This window comes from Achromobacter sp. SX5, from assembly GCF_056711425.1.
Window position 1 is genome coordinate 4655377 of the sequence record NZ_CM160041.1, and the last position, 16371, is coordinate 4671747.

General features: G+C 65.8%; 18 protein-coding genes and 1 tRNA gene. 8 read left to right on the forward strand and 11 right to left on the reverse strand.

Annotated elements, in window-relative coordinates; genetic code table 11:
• Window positions 1-18 precede the first annotated feature (18 nt).
• Complete coding sequence (locus AC1M14_RS21760; protein WP_479730446.1) at window positions 19-408, forward strand: DUF4148 domain-containing protein; 390 nt, start codon at window positions 19-21, stop codon at window positions 406-408.
• A 242-nt stretch (window positions 409-650) separates the two neighbouring features.
• On the opposite strand, the gene dnaJ is transcribed toward AC1M14_RS21760, so the two are convergent.
• From dnaJ to hrcA, 7 genes are all read right to left on the reverse strand, one after another.
• Window positions 651-1775 (reverse strand): molecular chaperone DnaJ, encoded by a 1125-nt coding sequence (gene dnaJ / locus AC1M14_RS21765; protein WP_479730447.1) that lies wholly within the window; start codon window positions 1773-1775, stop codon window positions 651-653.
• 108 nt (window positions 1776-1883) lie between these two features.
• The gene (dnaK, locus tag AC1M14_RS21770) at window positions 1884-3809 is read right to left on the reverse strand and encodes a molecular chaperone DnaK (RefSeq protein ID WP_102774202.1); all 1926 of its coding nucleotides are present in this window, start codon (window positions 3807-3809) and stop codon (window positions 1884-1886) included.
• Between the two features lie 80 nt (window positions 3810-3889).
• Window positions 3890-4294: a thioredoxin family protein gene (locus AC1M14_RS21775; RefSeq protein WP_102774201.1), complete on the reverse strand. Its 405-nt coding sequence runs from the start codon at window positions 4292-4294 to the stop codon at window positions 3890-3892.
• 8 nt (window positions 4295-4302) lie between these two features.
• Window positions 4303-4860, reverse strand: a complete 558-nt coding sequence (grpE, locus tag AC1M14_RS21780; RefSeq protein ID WP_479730448.1) for a nucleotide exchange factor GrpE — start codon at window positions 4858-4860, stop codon at window positions 4303-4305.
• A 99-nt stretch (window positions 4861-4959) separates the two neighbouring features.
• Entirely contained in the window at window positions 4960-5196 is a 237-nt protein-coding gene (locus tag AC1M14_RS21785; RefSeq protein WP_111826467.1) for a hypothetical protein, read from the reverse strand.
• Window positions 5186-6301, reverse strand: a complete 1116-nt coding sequence (hemH, locus tag AC1M14_RS21790) for a ferrochelatase (protein WP_479731831.1) — start codon at window positions 6299-6301, stop codon at window positions 5186-5188. Before hemH ends, AC1M14_RS21785 begins: the two co-directional genes overlap by 11 nt.
• A gap of 45 nt (window positions 6302-6346) precedes the next feature.
• Window positions 6347-7351 carry a heat-inducible transcriptional repressor HrcA gene (gene hrcA / locus AC1M14_RS21795; RefSeq protein WP_102774198.1) on the reverse strand — a complete coding sequence of 335 codons (1005 nt, stop codon included), beginning with the start codon at window positions 7349-7351 and terminating at the stop codon, window positions 6347-6349.
• Between the two features lie 140 nt (window positions 7352-7491).
• Here hrcA and AC1M14_RS21800 point away from each other — a divergent pair, with 140 nt between their 5' ends.
• Window positions 7492-8391 (forward strand): NAD kinase, encoded by a 900-nt coding sequence (locus AC1M14_RS21800; RefSeq protein ID WP_479730449.1) that lies wholly within the window; start codon window positions 7492-7494, stop codon window positions 8389-8391.
• Between the two features lie 13 nt (window positions 8392-8404).
• Complete coding sequence (gene recN / locus AC1M14_RS21805; RefSeq protein ID WP_479730450.1) at window positions 8405-10066, forward strand: DNA repair protein RecN; 1662 nt, start codon at window positions 8405-8407, stop codon at window positions 10064-10066.
• A 102-nt stretch (window positions 10067-10168) separates the two neighbouring features.
• Here recN and fur read toward each other — a convergent pair whose 3' ends face one another.
• Window positions 10169-10588 carry a ferric iron uptake transcriptional regulator gene (gene fur / locus AC1M14_RS21810; RefSeq protein ID WP_062679813.1) on the reverse strand — a complete coding sequence of 140 codons (420 nt, stop codon included), beginning with the start codon at window positions 10586-10588 and terminating at the stop codon, window positions 10169-10171.
• Window positions 10589-10741: 153 nt separating this feature from the next.
• On the opposite strand from fur, the gene AC1M14_RS21815 reads away from it, so the two are divergent.
• Window positions 10742-11278, forward strand: a complete 537-nt coding sequence (locus AC1M14_RS21815; protein ID WP_102774195.1) for an outer membrane protein assembly factor BamE — start codon at window positions 10742-10744, stop codon at window positions 11276-11278.
• A 16-nt stretch (window positions 11279-11294) separates the two neighbouring features.
• A complete protein-coding gene (gene dapB / locus AC1M14_RS21820) occupies window positions 11295-12086 on the forward strand; it encodes a 4-hydroxy-tetrahydrodipicolinate reductase (protein ID WP_111826465.1) in 792 nt (263 codons plus the stop codon).
• Between the two features lie 62 nt (window positions 12087-12148).
• Here dapB and murB read toward each other — a convergent pair whose 3' ends face one another.
• Window positions 12149-13195 carry a UDP-N-acetylmuramate dehydrogenase gene (murB, locus tag AC1M14_RS21825; protein WP_479730451.1) on the reverse strand — a complete coding sequence of 349 codons (1047 nt, stop codon included), beginning with the start codon at window positions 13193-13195 and terminating at the stop codon, window positions 12149-12151.
• A 244-nt stretch (window positions 13196-13439) separates the two neighbouring features.
• Between murB and AC1M14_RS21830 the strand changes: the two genes are divergently transcribed.
• The 3 genes from AC1M14_RS21830 to AC1M14_RS21840 all read left to right on the forward strand — a co-directional run bounded on the left by AC1M14_RS21830 (window position 13440) and on the right by AC1M14_RS21840 (window position 14232).
• Window positions 13440-13515: transfer RNA gene (locus tag AC1M14_RS21830), tRNA-Gly, on the forward strand.
• A gap of 134 nt (window positions 13516-13649) precedes the next feature.
• Window positions 13650-13907: a ribbon-helix-helix domain-containing protein gene (locus AC1M14_RS21835; protein WP_111826463.1), complete on the forward strand. Its 258-nt coding sequence runs from the start codon at window positions 13650-13652 to the stop codon at window positions 13905-13907.
• 4 nt (window positions 13908-13911) lie between these two features.
• Window positions 13912-14232 carry a type II toxin-antitoxin system RelE/ParE family toxin gene (locus AC1M14_RS21840; RefSeq protein WP_111826462.1) on the forward strand — a complete coding sequence of 107 codons (321 nt, stop codon included), beginning with the start codon at window positions 13912-13914 and terminating at the stop codon, window positions 14230-14232.
• A 15-nt stretch (window positions 14233-14247) separates the two neighbouring features.
• On the opposite strand, the gene AC1M14_RS21845 is transcribed toward AC1M14_RS21840, so the two are convergent.
• Both AC1M14_RS21845 and AC1M14_RS21850 read right to left on the reverse strand, forming a co-directional pair.
• Window positions 14248-15636 carry a heavy metal sensor histidine kinase gene (locus AC1M14_RS21845; protein WP_479730452.1) on the reverse strand — a complete coding sequence of 463 codons (1389 nt, stop codon included), beginning with the start codon at window positions 15634-15636 and terminating at the stop codon, window positions 14248-14250.
• Complete coding sequence (locus AC1M14_RS21850; protein ID WP_111826460.1) at window positions 15633-16331, reverse strand: heavy metal response regulator transcription factor; 699 nt, start codon at window positions 16329-16331, stop codon at window positions 15633-15635. The genes AC1M14_RS21845 and AC1M14_RS21850 overlap by 4 nt, the downstream gene beginning before the upstream one ends.
• Window positions 16332-16371 lie beyond the last annotated feature (40 nt).

The following is a 16371-nucleotide window of genomic DNA, read 5'->3' on the forward strand; positions in this document are numbered from 1 at the left end:
ACGAATTGGAGGTCAACCATGAAAACCCTAGCCACCACTCTCCTGCTTTCCCTGGCCCTGGCCGGCGTCGGCGCCCAGGCTGCCGGCATCGAGCAGGCCAAGACCCGCGCCCAAGTGGCGACCGAACTGCAGGAAGCCAAGGCCAACGGCCAATACACCTTCGGTGAACTGGATTACCCGCCCGCCCGGCCGCAGGCCGCCAGCCTGAGTTCGGATCAGGTCCAGGCCGAGCTGCAGGAAGCCAAGTTCAACGGCCAGTACACGTTCGGTGAACTGGAATACCCGCCCGCCGCGAAGCCCGCTGCCGCCGGCCTCACGCGCGCCGAGGTCCAGGCCGAGCTGGCCCAGGCCAAGGCCAACGGCCAATACACGTTCGGCGAGCTGGAATACCCGCCGATCGCCCGGTGAGCTGCTTGCTGTGGCCCGACCGGCCTCAGGCGGCATCATGGCTTGAGGCCGGTATTTTTCGGCGACAGCGGCGCTTGAAGTAGCAGTAGAAGTAGCAGCAGTAGAAGTTGAAGTCGAAGTTGAAGTAGCAGTAGCAGTAGCAGTACGAACCGCGGCGCAAGCCGCGGTTTTTTCTTGCGCGCAAAGAAAAAGCCGCGACGGCTGTCGCGGCTTTTTGCGTTCCTGGCGCCTCGGGCGCGGCCTCAGCTGAAGAATTCCTTCACGCGGTCCGTCCAGGACTTGCTCTGCGGCGAATGGCGGTCGCCGCCGTCGTTGAGCGAGGCCTCGAACTGGCGCAGGATGTTCTTCTGGTCGTCGCTCAGGCGCACCGGCGTTTCCACCACGACATGGCAGTACAGGTCGCCCGGGTAGCTGCCGCGCACGCCGCGGATGCCCTTGCCGCGCAGGCGGAAGGTCTTGCCGGACTGGGTGCCTTCGGGGATGGAGATCTCGGCCTTGCCGCCCAGCGTCGGGACCTGGAGCTCTCCGCCCAGGGCCGCGGTGGTGAACGGGATGGTCAGTTCGCAGTGCAGGTCGTCGCCGTCGCGCTGGAAGATCTTGTGCTGCTTGATGTGGATTTCCACATACAGGTCGCCCGGAGGCCCGCCGTTGATGCCGGGCTCGCCATTGCCGCTGGAGCGGATGCGCATGCCGTCGTCGATGCCGGCCGGAATCTTGACCTGCAGGGTCTTGTTGCGGCGGATGCGGCCGACGCCGTCGCAGGCCTGGCAGGGATCGGTGATCTCCTTGCCGTTGCCGTGGCAGGTCGGGCAGGTCTGCTGGACGCTGAAAAAGCCCTGCTGCATGCGCACGGCGCCCGAGCCGCCGCAGGTGCGGCAGGTCTTGGGCGAGGTGCCGGGCTTGGCGCCCGAGCCGTGGCAGATGTCGCAGTTTTCCCAGCTGGGCACGCGGATCTCGGTGTCGAAGCCGGCCGCGGCCTGTTCCAGCGTGATCTCCAGCGCGTACTTGAGGTCGGCGCCGCGATAGACCTGCGGACCGCCGCCGCGACGGCCGCCGCCGCCGCCGAAGATCTCGCCGAAAATATCGCCGAAGGCGTCGGCGAAACCGCCGCCCATGCCCCCGCCCATGCCGGCGGCGTTGGGGTCCACCCCCGCGTGGCCGTAGCGGTCGTAGGCGGCGCGTTTTTGTTCGTCGCCCAGGACCTCGTAGGCTTCCTTGGCTTCCTTGAACTTCTCTTCGGCTTCTTTGCTGTCCGGATTGCGGTCCGGATGGTATTTCATGGCCAGCTTTCGATAGGCCTTCTTGAGTTCGTCGTCCGAGGCGTTCTTCGCCACGCCCAGAACGTCGTAATAGTCACGTTTTGCCATGATCCGTGGGCTCGAATCGAGCCTTCTTTTCAGTGCTACAGAATGAGTGCGCCCGGTAGCCGGATTTCTCCGGCTACCGGGCGGCAGAGGCAGGTCAGCGCCTGGCCATTATTGGTCGCGCTTGACTTCCTTGAAGTCGGCGTCGACCACGTTGTCGTCCACCGGCTTCGCGTTGTCAGCGGCCTGTTGCTGGCCGGCAGCCTGCTGCGCCTGCATGTCGGCGTACATCTTCTCGCCCAGCTTCTGCGAGGCCGTGGACAGGGCTTCCACCTTGGCGTCGATGGCGGCCTTGTCGCCGTCCTTCAGCGTGTCTTCCAGTTCCTTGATGGCGGCTTCGATGCCTTCCTTTTCGGAGGCTTCGAGCTTATCGCCATACTCGGTCAGCGACTTGCGGGTGGCGTGCACCAGCGCGTCGGCCTGGTTGCGCGCCTGGGCCAGTTCGGCGACGCGGTGATCTTCCTCGGCGTTGGCCTCGGCATCCTTGACCATGCGCTGGATCTCGTCTTCCGACAGACCCGAGTTGGCCTTGATGGTGATCTTGTTTTCCTTGCCGGTGCCCTTGTCCTTGGCCGACACGTGCAGGATGCCGTTGGCGTCGATGTCGAACGTGACTTCGATCTGCGGCATGCCGCGAGGCGACGGCGGGATTCCTTCGAGGTTGAACTCGCCCAGGGCCTTGTTGCCCGCGGCGATTTCACGCTCGCCCTGGAACACCTTGATCGTCACGGCCGGCTGGTTGTCGTCGGCGGTCGAGAAGGTCTGCGAGAACCGGGTCGGGATCGTCGTGTTCTTCTGGATCATCTTGGTCATCACGCCGCCCAGGGTTTCGATGCCCAGGGACAGGGGGGTGACGTCCAGCAGCAGCACGTCCTTGCGGTCGCCCGACAGCACGGAACCCTGGATCGCGGCGCCGGCGGCGACGGCTTCATCGGGGTTCACGTCCTTGCGCGGATCCTTGCCGAAGAATTCCTTCACCTTTTCCTGGACCTTGGGCATGCGGGTCATGCCGCCGACCAGGATCACGTCGTCGATGTCGGAAACCTTCACGCCGGCGTCCTTGATGGCCACGCGGCAGGGCTCGATCGTGCGTTCGATCAGTTCTTCGACCAGCGCTTCCAGCTTGGCGCGCGTGATCTTCAGGTTCAAGTGCTTCGGACCCGAGGCGTCGGCCGTGATGTACGGCAGGTTGATTTCGGTCTGCTGGGCCGAGGACAGCTCGATCTTGGCCTTTTCGGCGGCTTCCTTCAGGCGCTGCAGGGCCAGCACGTCCTTGGACAGGTCGACGCCCTGTTCCTTCTTGAACTCGCCGATGATGTAGTCGATGATGCGCTGGTCGAAGTCTTCGCCGCCCAGGAAGGTGTCGCCGTTGGTCGACAGCACTTCGAACTGCTTCTCGCCATCGACGTCGGCGATTTCGATGATGGACACGTCGAACGTGCCGCCGCCCAGGTCATAGACGGCGATCTTGCGGTCGCCCTTTTCGGTCTTGTCCAGGCCGAACGCCAGCGCGGCGGCGGTGGGTTCGTTGATGATGCGCTTGACGTCCAGGCCGGCGATGCGGCCGGCGTCCTTGGTGGCCTGGCGCTGGCTGTCGTTGAAATACGCGGGCACGGTGATGACGGCCTCGGTCACTTCTTCGCCCAGGTAGTCCTCGGCGGTCTTCTTCATCTTGCGCAGCACGTCGGCCGACACTTGGGGAGGCGCCATCTTCTTGCCGCGCACTTCCACCCAGGCGTCGCCGTTGTCGGCCTTGACGATGGCGTAGGGCATCAGGTTGATGTCCTTCTGCACCGCCTTTTCTTCGAACTTGCGGCCGATCAGGCGCTTCACCGCGTACAGGGTGTTCTTGGGGTTGGTCACCGCCTGGCGCTTGGCCGGGGCGCCGACCAGCGTTTCGCCGTCGTCCATGTAGGCGACGATGGAGGGGGTGGTGCGCGCGCCTTCCGCGTTTTCGATGATTTTGACCTGCCCGCCGTCCATGACAGCCACGCAGCTGTTGGTCGTGCCCAGGTCAATGCCGATAATCTTGCTCATGGTGGGTTACCTTGATTGAATCTGTGTAAATAGGGGGAAACGTCTTGTCCCCACATAACTGGGGCTGCCCGTAAGGTTTTTCAAGACGCCGGGCCAGAATTTTCCGCGGCCGTTTCCTGCTGGCGCCGGATCGCCTCGGTGAACTGGGGCAGCCCGGGCCAGCCGGTGATGCGCCCCAGCCGCTTGCCGGCGCGATACAGCACAAAAGTGGGGACGCCATGCAGGGAAAAGCGCCGGCCCAGGGGTTCGTCGGCGTAGACGTCGGCCTCGAACCACGTCAGGCCCAGCCCCAGCAGGGTCTCCCGGTGCAGCAGCGCGGCCTGCTTGAACAGGTTGCAGTTGTAGCAATCCTGGCCCCACAGGAACACGCAGCGCAAATCCGTTCCCGGCGCCTCGATCACCGCCCGGTCGAATCCGTCGGAGTCGACATGACGCATGCCGAACACCTGGAATACCTGGGCGGGGTCGAAGCGGGGATCGTTCATGAGATGCCTCAGCCCTGGCCGGCCGACACCACCACCAGCGCCGGGCGCAGCGTCCGGTCGGCGATGGAATAGCCTTTCTGCAGCAGCTGCACCACGGTATTGGCGGGCTGCTCGTTGGGAATGGATGAAATGGCCTGGTGCAGGTGCGGGTCGAACTTGTCGCCCTGCGCCGGCGCGATTTCCTTGAGCAGGTTGCGCTCGAAGGCAGCCGACAGCTGCTTGAGGGTGACTTCCACGCCTTCGCGCAGCGCCTCGATCGTCTGGTCGGGCTGGGCCAGGGCGGCTTCCAGGCTGTCTTTCACCGGGACCAAGCTTTCGGCGAACGACTCGATGCCGAACTTGCGCGCCTTGGACACGTCTTCCTGGGCGCGGCGGCGCATGTTCTCGACTTCAGCGTGCGCGCGCAGCACCTGGTCGCGCTGTTCATTGACGGTAGCCTGGGCGGCGTCCAGCTGGGCGCGCAACTCGTTCAGCTCGGCCTGCGCGGCGTCCTGTCCGGCGGGAGCCGCGTCGGCGTTCTGGCCGATCTCGGGCGCCTGGTCCGCAGGCTCGTGGGGTGCCGTCATGGGGAATCCTCCAAAAAGAATGGCTTTCGCAGACATGAATGGGGGCCAATACCCCTATTTCAAGCCCGGGAAAACGAAATATTCCCCGACGCCTCCCCGCTATTTCTTGGGAGGCTGCGCCGGCGCGGCCGGATCGCTGGCCGGGAAACTCTCCTTGAGCGCGCGGTCCATGCGCTCCTCTTCATCGTCGGGCTCGGGGTTGACCGCAATGGGATCGCTGGCCGGAAAGGTCTCCGCAAGCGCCTCGTCGAGTTCGTGCTCGACCTGATCCTCGTCTACGGGAGTGCTAACCGTCCCCTTTTTTACCGTCTTGCCAGTCTTGGGATCATGGTGCATGCGCCTTCTCCTTCAAGTCGGTGGACTGCGTGAGCCATCCCTGCAAGTGCCGTTCCACCAGGCCGGCCAGCCCCGCGATCCAGGCCGGATCGTCGTTGAGCGCGGAAATGTAGCGGAAGCGCTTGCCGCCCGCCGCCATGAAGGCGTCGCGGCATTCCAGGCTGATCTCTTCCAGGGTTTCCAGACAGTCTGCCACAAAACCCGGGCACACCACATCGACCTCCGTCGTACCCGAGGCGGCCAGCGCCTTGAGGGTCGGTTCCGTATAGGGTTCGAGCCAGCGGGCCGAGCCGAAACGGCTCTGGAAAGTCACCTCGATCTGGGCGCGCGGCAGCGACAATCGCTGGCACAGCAGGCGCGCGGTTTCCATGCAGTCGCGGTAGTAAGGGTCGCCCAGCTCGATCGAATAGCGCGGCAGGCCGTGAAAGCTCATGACCAGCTTCTGGGGCTTGCCGTGCTCCTGCCAATAGCGTTCGATATGGCCGGCCAGCGCGTCCAGGTAGGCCGGCTCTTCGTGGAAGCGCTTGATGAAGCGCAGCTCCGGCTGGTCGCGCAGCCGGCCGGCATGCCGGGTTACCGCGTCCACCGCCGTGGCCGTGGTGCTGGCCGCGTATTGCGGATAGAGCGGAACGGTCAGGATGCGCTCGCAGCCCTGGGCGCGCAGGCGCGCGATGGCGTCCGGGATGGAAGGATTGCCGTAGCGCATGCCCAGCTCGACCACGGCGTCGACGCCCGCGGCCCGCAGGGCGGCGCGCACGCCGTCGGCTTGGCGCCGGCTGTACACCATCAGCGGCGAACCTTCCTGCAGCCAGACGCCGGCGTAGCGCGGCTCCAGCTTCTTGGGCCGCATGGTCAGCACCAGCCCATGCAGTATCGGCTTCCAGAGGTAGCGGGGAATCTCGATCACGCGCGGATCGGACAGGAATTCGCCCAGGTACTTGCGGATGTCCTTCCTGCCCGGCGTATCGGGCGTGCCCAGGTTCACCAGCAGCACGCCGACCCGCCCGGCCTCGCGCGGCGGCGGATCTTCGTCGAAGGGGTCGTCCTGCTCGGGCTCGGGCAGATACCGTTCAGGCCACAAGTATTTGAACAGGCGAAGAAACACAAACACTCCCCTTCCTCCGCAAGGAGGATGTCGTTTTGAATGGGCCTACTGGTTGTGGCTGAGGGCGTTGGACAACAGGCGCGCCGTGATGTCCACGATGGGAATGACGCGCTCGTACGCCATGCGGGTCGGGCCGATCACGCCCAGCGTGCCCACCACCTTGCCGTCGACCCCGTAGGGCGCGGTGATGACGGACACTTCCTCCATGGGCACCAGCTGCGAATCGCCGCCGATGTAGATCTGCACGCCCTGCGCGCGGCTGGAGACGTCCAGCAGCTGCAGCAGGTCGGTTTTTTTCTCGAACAGCGAGAACATCTTGCGCAGCCGGTCCATGTCGGAGGCGATGTCGGTCACGTCGAGCAGCTTGCGCTCGCCGGAGATCACCATGGCGTCGCCGTCCTCGGCCGCCTCGGCGCTGGCCTCGACGGCGGCCTGCATCAGGCGCGAAATGTCTTCGCGCAGCTGGGCCAGCTCGGTCGACAGGGTCTGGCGCACCACGTTGAAGGACTTGCCGGCGAAATGCATGTTGAAGAAATTGCCGGCTTCCAGCAATTCCGTCTCGGAGTAATCGCGCTGGACGAACAGGATGCGGTTCTGGACGTCGCCGTCGGGCGTGACGATGATGAGCAGCACGCGCTTGTCGGACAGGCGGATGAATTCGATCTGGCGGAACACCTGCGCGCGCTTGGGCGTGAGCACCACCCCGGCGAACTGGGTGAGGTTCGACAGCAGCGCCGCCGCGGCGTTGACGGCGCGGGTGGGTTCGGCCGCCGCCAGCATCTCGCCCATGTTGTGGGGCTCGAGCTGGTAGGACTGCACCGCCAGCAGCGAATCGACGAACATGCGATAGCCCCGCGGCGTGGGCACGCGGCCGGCGGAGGTATGCGGGCTGTGGATCAGGCCCAGTTCTTCGAGGTCCGCCATGACGTTGCGGATCGTGGCCGGAGACAGATCGAATACTTTCGATAGCGTCCGCGAGCCGACTGGCTGCCCATCGGCGATATAGCGTTCGATCAACGCCTTCAGTAGGGCGCGTGCACGGTCATCCATAACAGGTATTTTAGGGAAACTTTTCCGATTGAGGCGATTTTTGTCCCGCAAGCCAATATGCGGCCCCATATAATCGGCTTAATAGCACATTCCGGGCGGATTTCGGCCCGCGCCCGCCCTTTCTGGATACGCAAGCAGCCATGCACTTTCCTACCGTCGCCCTGATCGGCAGATACCAGGACACCGGCCTGGACACACCGCTGAGAGCCCTCGCCCACGCGCTGGCGCAGGCCGGCCGGCATGTGCTCATCGACGCCGACACGGCGCGCAATACCGGGCTGACCGAATACCCCGTGGCCACGCTCGAGGAAATCGGCCAGACCGCCTCGCTGGCCGTCGTCATGGGCGGCGACGGCACCGTGCTGGGCGCGGGCCGCCACCTGGCGCCCTACGGCGTGCAGCTGATCGGCATCAACCACGGCCGCCTGGGCTTCATCACCGACATCGCGCTGCAGGACGCGCACGGCGCGCTGGCGCGCGTGCTCGAAGGCAGCTTCCAGATCGAGGAACGCACGCTGCTGCAAGGCAGCGTGTGGCGCGGCGACCAGCAGATGTATTCCGCCACCGCCCTGAACGACGTGGTCCTGAACCGCGCCGGGCGCGGCGGCATGATCGAGGTCCGGGTCGAACTCGACGGCGCCTTCATGTACACGCAGCGCGCCGACGGCCTCATCATCGCCACCCCTACCGGCTCGACCGCCTACGCGCTGTCGGCCAACGGCCCCATCCTGCACCCCGGCATGAACGCCATGGTGCTGGTGCCCGTGGCCCCGCAGACGCTGTCGAACCGCCCCATCGTGATTCCCGACACGGGCGTGCTCAACATGACGCTCACGGCCATGGGCCGCGTGGAGGTCGGCGCCAGCGTGCATTTCGACATGCAGACCTGGTCCGACCTGCAGCCGGGCGACCGCATCGTCGTGCAGCGCGCCCCTTACGTCATCCGCTTCGTGCATCCGGAAGGCTACAGCTTCTTCTCCACGCTGCGCCGCAAGCTGCACTGGAACCTGATGCCCCAGGCCACCGACAACGTAGAGTAGTAAGCGCCCCGACATGCTGCGCACCCTGCATATCCGCGACTTCGTCATCGTCGAACAGACCGAGATCCATTTCGGCCCCGGCTTCACCGTCTTCTCCGGCGAGACCGGCGCAGGCAAGTCCATCCTGGTGGACGCGCTGGCGCTGGCGCTGGGCGAGCGCGGCGACGCCAGCATGCTGCGCGAAGGCGCGGCGCGCGCCGACATCACCGCCGTCTTCGACACGCCCAAGACGCTGCACGCCTGGCTCGAAGAACGCGAGATCGACGCCGACGACGAACTCGCCTTGCGCCGCGTGATCGACGCCCAGGGGCGCAGCCGCGCCTACATCAACGGCACGCCCGCCACCGTCGCGCAGTTGCGCGAACTGGGCGACAGCCTGGTCGACATCCACGGCCAGCACGCGCACCAGAGCCTGATGCGCGCCGACGCGCAGCGCGACCTGCTCGACGCCCACGGCGGCCATGGCGAGCTGCGCCAGGCCGTGTCGCAGGCCTGGAAGCAATGGCGCGCCCTGGCGCGCCAGCTGGAATCCGCCGAAAAAGACGCCGCCAGCCTGGCGACCGAACGCGACCGCCTGCAATGGCAGGTGGACGAACTCGACCAGCTGGCCCTCGGCCCGGACGAATGGGACGCGCTGCAGACCGAGCACACGCGCCTGTCGCACGCGCAATCGCTGCTCGACGGCGCCAGCCAGATTCTCGAAGCCCTGGACGGCGAAGGCGATTCGGCGCACCACCGGGTCACCCAGGCCAACCAGCGCATCCAGCAGATGCTGCGCCACGACCCCGGGCTGCAAGGGGTGTACGACGAACTCGAATCCGCGCGCATCGCGATCAGCGAGGCCGTCTCCGACCTGAACAACTACGTCAGCCGCGTCGATCTCGATCCGCAACGCCTTAGCGCCGTGGAAAGCCGCCTGGGCCTGGTGTTCGAGACCGCCCGCAAGTTCCGCACCGAGCCCGACGCCCTGTGCGAACTGCGCGAAAACCTGCACGCCCAGCTCGCGGCCCTGCAGGCTGCCGGCGACGTCGAGGCGCTGCGGGCGCAAGCGCAGGCCGCCCAGGCCCAGTACGACGCCGCCGCCGCCAAGCTCACCACGGCCCGCCGCAAGACCGCCCGCGATCTCGGCAAGCTGGTCACCCAGGCCATGCAGACGCTGGCCATGCAGGGCGGCCGGTTCGAGCCCACGCTGGCGCCCGCCGCGCCCTCCGCCCACGGCAACGAGCAGGTCGAATTCCTGGTGGCCGGCCATGCCGGCACCACCCCGCGCGCCCTGGCCAAGGTGGCCTCGGGCGGCGAGCTGTCGCGCATCTCGCTGGCGCTGTCGGTCATCGCCAGCCGCGCCGCGCGCGTGCCCACGCTGATCTTCGACGAAGTCGACAGCGGCGTGGGCGGCGCGGTCGCCGAAGTCGTGGGCAAGCTGCTGCGCGAACTCGGCGAACGCCACCAGGTGCTGTGCGTGACCCACCTGCCGCAGGTCGCGGCCTGCGCCAACAACCAGTTCCTGGTCAGCAAGGCCGAATCGCGCGGCACCACGCGCTCCAGCATCGAAGAGCTGGACCCGTCGGCCCGCGTCGAGGAAATCGCCCGGATGCTGGGCGGCATCAAGCTCACCGCCACCACGCGCGAACATGCGCGCGAGATGCTCCAGGGCTTCGGGCAGGCGCCGGCCTGACCCGTCGGCAATACCGCCTGCAATAAAAAAACCCCTTCAATTTGAAGAGGTTTTGGAACTCACTGGCCCGCCGCGAGCGCAGCCACGGGCCGGAGGATCGGATCAGCGTCCTTTCAGGCAGCTGCCGCAGATGCCGTAAAGCACCATGGCGTGGCTTTCCAGGGCAAAGGCGTTGTCCTTGGCAATCTTCTGCTGGCGCTTTTCGATTTCCGGATCCGAGAACTCCACCACCTTGCCGCAATTCGTGCAGATCAGGTGATCGTGGTGATCGCCGTCGTTGAGTTCGAACACTGCCTTGCCGCTGTCGAACTGGCTGCGGGCAAGAATGCCGGCCTGCTCGAACTGCGTCAGCACGCGGTACACGGTGGCCAGCCCGATTTCGACGTTTTCGCCGATCAGGGCGCGATAGACGTCTTCGGCGCTGAGGTGCCGTTGGTCTGATTTGCGGAAAATATCAAGAATTTTCAGGCGCGGGAAAGTCGCCTTCAAACCCATGTTCTTCAATTCGCTTTGGTCGCTCATGGTGTAATCGCTCTCCGTCCGCGTTGGCATGGGCAAGGATGGGTTCACCGCGAGCCGGCTCACCGAATTCATGCCGCCACGCGGAACTATCCTTATGAAACCTTTATGATAACGGTTTTGTCTGCTTCCAAATAATAGGGGCGCGTAGTGTCCATGATTGCACGAATTCCCTCCCGTTCGCTGAAGACCGGCCTGGCCGTCGCCGCCCTGGCCGTCGCCCTGGCCGGATGCTCGGGCGACAAGTGGGGCTTCCCCTACAAGGCCCCCGTCCAGCAAGGAAACTGGATCACCCAGGAACAGGTCGCCCTGCTGCAGCCGGGCATGACGCGGGAACAGGTGCGCTTCGCGCTGGGCAGCCCGACGCTGACCAGCGTGCTGCACGCCAATCGCTGGGACTACCCCTACTACTTCAAGCCCGGCTACGGCGACGCCCAGGAGCGCAAGTTCACCGTCTGGTTCGAAAACGACCGCCTGGTCCGCTGGGAAGGCGACAAGCAGCCCGACCTGCAGCCCTACCAGATCAACACGCCCGACGCCGCCGCCGACGAGAAGGCGGAAAAGCGCCTGAGCGAGGACGAGGCCCGCCAGAAACAGGACGAAGCCGAGAGCCGGCGCGAGGCCGATGCGCCCGTCAGCCCGCTGAACCAATACCCCGGCCAGCCGGGCAACGCGCCCCAGCCGCTCAACTAATTCCAAGGACCCCGCCATGCGTATTGCAATTGCCGGCGCCAGCGGCCGTATGGGCCAGATGCTGATCGACGCCGTCCTGAACGCCCCCGACCTGGAGCTCACGGTCGCGCTCGACCGCGCCGGCTCGACCGCGCTGGGCCAGGACGCCGGCGCCACGCTGGGCAAGCAGACGGGCGTGGCCATCACCGACGACCTCGACGCGCTGGCCCAGGCCGACTGCCTGATCGACTTCACCCGTCCGGAAGGCACGCTCGAACACCTGCAGGCCTGCGTCAAGCACGGCGTCAAGGCCGTCATCGGCACCACCGGTTTCGACGACAATGGCCGCGCCGCGATCGAAGTCGCCGCGCAGAAGACCGGCATCGTGTTCGCGCCCAACATGAGCGTCGGCGTCAACGCCACGCTCAAGCTGCTCGACATGGCCGCCCGCATCCTGAACGCCGGCTACGACGTCGAAGTCTTCGAAGCCCACCACCGCAACAAGGTCGACGCGCCCTCCGGCACCGCCCTCAAGATGGGCGAGACCATCGCCTCGGCCTGGGACGTCGCGCTGCCCGACGTCGCCACCTGGAGCCGCCACGGCGACACCGGCGTGCGCAAGCCCGGCACCATCGGCTTTTCCGTGCTGCGCGGCGGCGACATCGTGGGCGATCACACCGTGTCCTTCTGCGGCGTCGGCGAACGCATCGAGATCACGCACCGTTCTTCCAGCCGCGCCACCTACGCCCAGGGCGCGCTGCGCGCGGCGCGCTTCCTCGAAGACAAGCACAACGGCCTGTACGACATGCAATCGGTGCTCGGCCTCTGAGTCCGCGCCCCGACAAAAAAAGGACCTGCAAGGTCCTTTTTTTCTGCCCGGAACCAGCCGGATCACACGACGACCGGCTCGGGCTCCAGCCGCACGCCGTAGCGCTCGAACACCGACTCCTGGATCGCGCGCGCCAGGGCCATGATGTCGGCCGCGCCGGCGCCTCCCCGGTTGACCAGCACCAGGGCCTGGCGGTCGTGCACGCCGGCGGCGCCCAGCGCCCGCCCCTTCCACCCGCATTGGTCGATCAGCCAGCCCGCGGCCAGCTTGTAGCGGCCGTCCGGCTGCGCGTAGGACACCAGGCCCGCATGGCGTTCGGCCAGCGCGTCGCGCACGTCGGCCGGCACGATGGGATTCTTGAAAAAGCTGCCGGCGTTGCCGGTGACCGCCGGATCGGGCAGCTTGGCGCGGCGGATTTCGCACACCGCGTCGAAAATCGCGCGCGCCGTCGGCGCCTGCGCCGCCAGCCGCGCATGGCGCTGCAGGTCGGGGTAGTTCAGCACCGGCCGCCAGGGCCGCGGCAAGGCGAAACGCACGCTCACGATGATCCAGCGCCCCGGCTCGTCATGCTTGAACACGCTGTCGCGGTACGAAAACCGGCAAGCCGCCGCGTCCATGTCGACGTAGCGCGCCTCGCGCACGTCCCAGGCGGTCAGCCCGTGGAAACGCTCCCGCAGCTCGACGCCGTAGGCGCCGATGTTCTGCACCGGCGCCGCCCCCACGGTGCCGGGTATCAGCGCCAGATTCTCCAGCCCGTCCCAGCCCTGTTCGATGCAGGTCTGCACGAAGCCATGCCAGTTTTCACCGCCCGCCGCCTCGACCAGCCAGGCATCCGGCCCCGCCTGCAGCAGACGCACCCCCTTGAACCCGACCCGCGCCACCAGCCCCGGCACCCGCTCGGGCAGCACCAGGTTGCTGCCGCCGCCCAGCACCAGCAGCGACGACGCCTGCCGCGCCAGGCGCGACAGCGCCGGCAGCTGGGCCGGATCGTCCAGCGTGACGAAGGCCTCGGCCCGCGACGCCAGGCCCAGCGTATTGAGCCGGGTGAGATCCTGGCTGACCGGAGACATGGAAATCGGCGCGACGGCGTCAGCGAAGGAATTTGACATGGGCACGACTGTGTATGCTATAGTTTCTGTCTTCGCTCATATTACTTGATTGAGTGTTTGATCTGGCTTTTGCCTGCCTTGTCTTATCCGCACCCCGTGCAGTGAACAAGACTGGACGGCACAGATCAAATGACAAGCTCAAAAAAATCATGTAGAATGCGCGCCTTCCGATCGATAACCAAGTTGATCGGAGTGAATAAGAAACCGGTTTCGGCATTGCAGAGTGTGATGGCACGAAACCCACGCGGGAGTAGCTCAGTTGGTAGAGCGCAACCTTGCCAAGGTTGAGGTCGCGAGTTCGAGACTCGTCTCCCGCTCCAGATTCCAGAAAAGGCCCAGACTTCGGTTTGGGCCTTTTTGCTTTTCCGCCCCGCCCGGCAAAGCGTCGTCCCAGGATTTGTTGTTGTATTCAAATTTAATAATATTGAATACAAATCCCTCATGGGAATCAATCATGCCCAAGACCACTACGACCATGACGGTCCGCCTTAGCGGCCCGCTTAGCGATTTCGTCGCCGCCAACGTCGGCGAGCATGGCGCTTATGAGAACGTCAGCGAATACGTGCGCGATCTGATCCGACGAGACAAGGAGCGCGTGGAACAGGAGGCATCCGACCGCTTGAAAGCGGAACTGGCCCTTGCTTACGCCGCTCCCGAATCTTCGTACCTGCCGCTGTCAGCGGCCGAGGTGATCGCGCGCAACCGGGCCTGACAGCGTGGCGCAGACAAGGATACGAGTCCAAGAGGCCGCGGCCTACCGGCTCGACGAGATCTATCGATATACGCGGAACCGTTGGGGCACTCAGCAGGCCGACCGCTATATCACCGGCCTGTTCAAGGCTTTCGACGGAATCGAAACCCGCAAGACGCCATCGGGTCCCGTACCGGCCGAATTCGGCATAGACGGTTATTTTTTTCGCTACGAGCAACACTTCGCCTACTGGCGCCGGCTCTCCAACAACGATATCGGCATCGTGACGACACTCCACGAACGGATGCACCGGATCGACCGCCTTCGGGAAGATTTCGGCCTGTGAACGCGCGGTCCAGCCTCACTCCCCGCCCGCCCTCGCCTCCCCGCTCGCCATTGAAAACCCAAACGTATTGACTCCGCCCTCGCTGCGCACGAACACGTCGCCGCGGTGGATCGAGGCAATCGCCTTGACGATCGCCAGACCCAGACCGTGGTGCTTGCCGCTCTGGCTGCGCGCGGACTCGGCGCGGAAGAAGCGTTCGAACAGGCGCGGCAGGATCTGGGGATCTATCGGCGCGCCGCGGTTGGAGACTTCGACGTAAGCGTAGCCCTGCCGCTCGCGCATCGTCACGCCGATTTCGGTGCCGGGATCGGCATAGCAGGCCGCGTTCTCCAGCAGGTTGGCCAGCGCCCGGTGAAACAGCCTGCGGTCCACGCAGGCGCGGGCGTCGCCCTGCATAAGGACCGTCAGTTCCTTCTCGACGAACAGCGGCTCGACGTACTCCGCGGTCTTGGCGGCTTCTTCGCGCAGCGAGACTTCGCCCAGGTCCATCGCCATCCTGCCGACCTGCGCGTGCGACAGGAACAGCATGTCGTTGACGATGGAGGTCATGCGCTCCAGCTCCTCCATGTTGGACTGCAGCAGTTCCTTGAATTCCTGCCGGTCCTTGCCCACCGCCAGCCCGAGCTGCGTCTGCCCGATCAGGTTGGTCAGCGGCGTGCGCAGTTCGTGCGCCACATCGGCGTTGAAGCTCTCCAGCTGGCGCCAGGCCACCTCCTGCCGCTCCAGCACGCCATTGAAGGACACCGCCAGGTCCTTGATCTCGGCCGGCAGGCGGCGGATGTCCAGGCGCTGCCCGTTGTTGCCGGGCGCCAGCCCGTGCGCCTGGCCGCTCAACAGCCGCACCGGCGCCAGCCCCAGCCGCGCGATGCCGTAGCCCAGCAAGGCCACCAGCAGCACGCCGGCGATGGAGATGGCGATCAGCACGCTGGTGAAATCGCCCAGCGTCTTCATGTACGGCGTGGAATCCAGCGCGACGACCAGGCGCACCGAGGGGCGGTCGCCGGCCGGCCCGATGGTGGTGATGAGGACGTTCAGCGGACAGCAGCCCTTGTTGCCGGGCAGGACCGAAAAGCCGTCGGGCACGCGGCTCCACTCCACGCCCTCGGGCGCCGGGCCGCCGTAGCGGTAGCGCGGATCGTCGCTGATGATCCAGTGCTGCGCGTCCAGCCCGTCGTCCGGCGTCATGGCGCCGAGCCGGGAGACCAGCTTGGGCCACATCGCGGGCGACTCGCGCGACATCACCAGCGGGTCCAGGAAGGCGTGGCGCAGCTCCAGCTCGTTTTCCATCTGCTGTCGCAGCGACATCTTGAGCGAGCCCTGCAGCAGCACCGCGCAGACGGAAACGATCAAGGCCACCGACAAGGCGAACATCAGCGCCAGGCGCGACGAAATCGAGGGGCTCATGAGGCGTCGGACGCAGTTTCGTCGCGGCTTTCCAGCAGGTAGCCCATGCCCCTGACGGTGTGCAGCAGCTTCTTTTCGTAGGGCGCGTCGACCTTGACGCGCAACCGCCGCATCGCCACTTCGACCACGTTGGCGTCGCTGTCGAAATTCATGTCCCAGACCTGTTCGGCGATCATCAGCTTGGACAGGATTTCGCCCTGATGGCGCGCCAGCAGACTGAGCAGCGCGAACTCCTTGGCCGTGAGATCCAGCCGCTGGCCGGCGCGGGTGGCGCGGCGCGCCATCATGTCGACCTGCAGGTCGTCGACCTGCAGCAGCGTCATGTCGACGCCGTTTCCGCCGCGGCGGCGCAGCAGCGCCTGGATGCGCGCCACCAGCTCGGTGAACGAGAACGGCTTGGGCAGGTAGTCGTCGGCGCCCTTGCGCAGGCCCTTGACGCGCTCGTCCACCGAGCCGCGGGCCGACAGCATCAGCACCGGCGTCTGCTTGCGCGCGCGCAGGCGCTCCAGGAAGGCATAGCCATCCTGGCCTGGCAGCATGACGTCCAGGACGATGCCGTCGTATTCGTGTTCCAGGGCCAGGAACAGGCCGTCGACGCCGTCGCCGGAGACGTCCACGGTGTAGCCCAGGCCGGTCAGCCCACGCTTGATGTACGAAGCCGTCTTGGGCTCGTCTTCCACTACCAGCAGGCGCATGGGTTTCCTTCGAGATTTGCTTTCGATGCGCCGGCCGCCG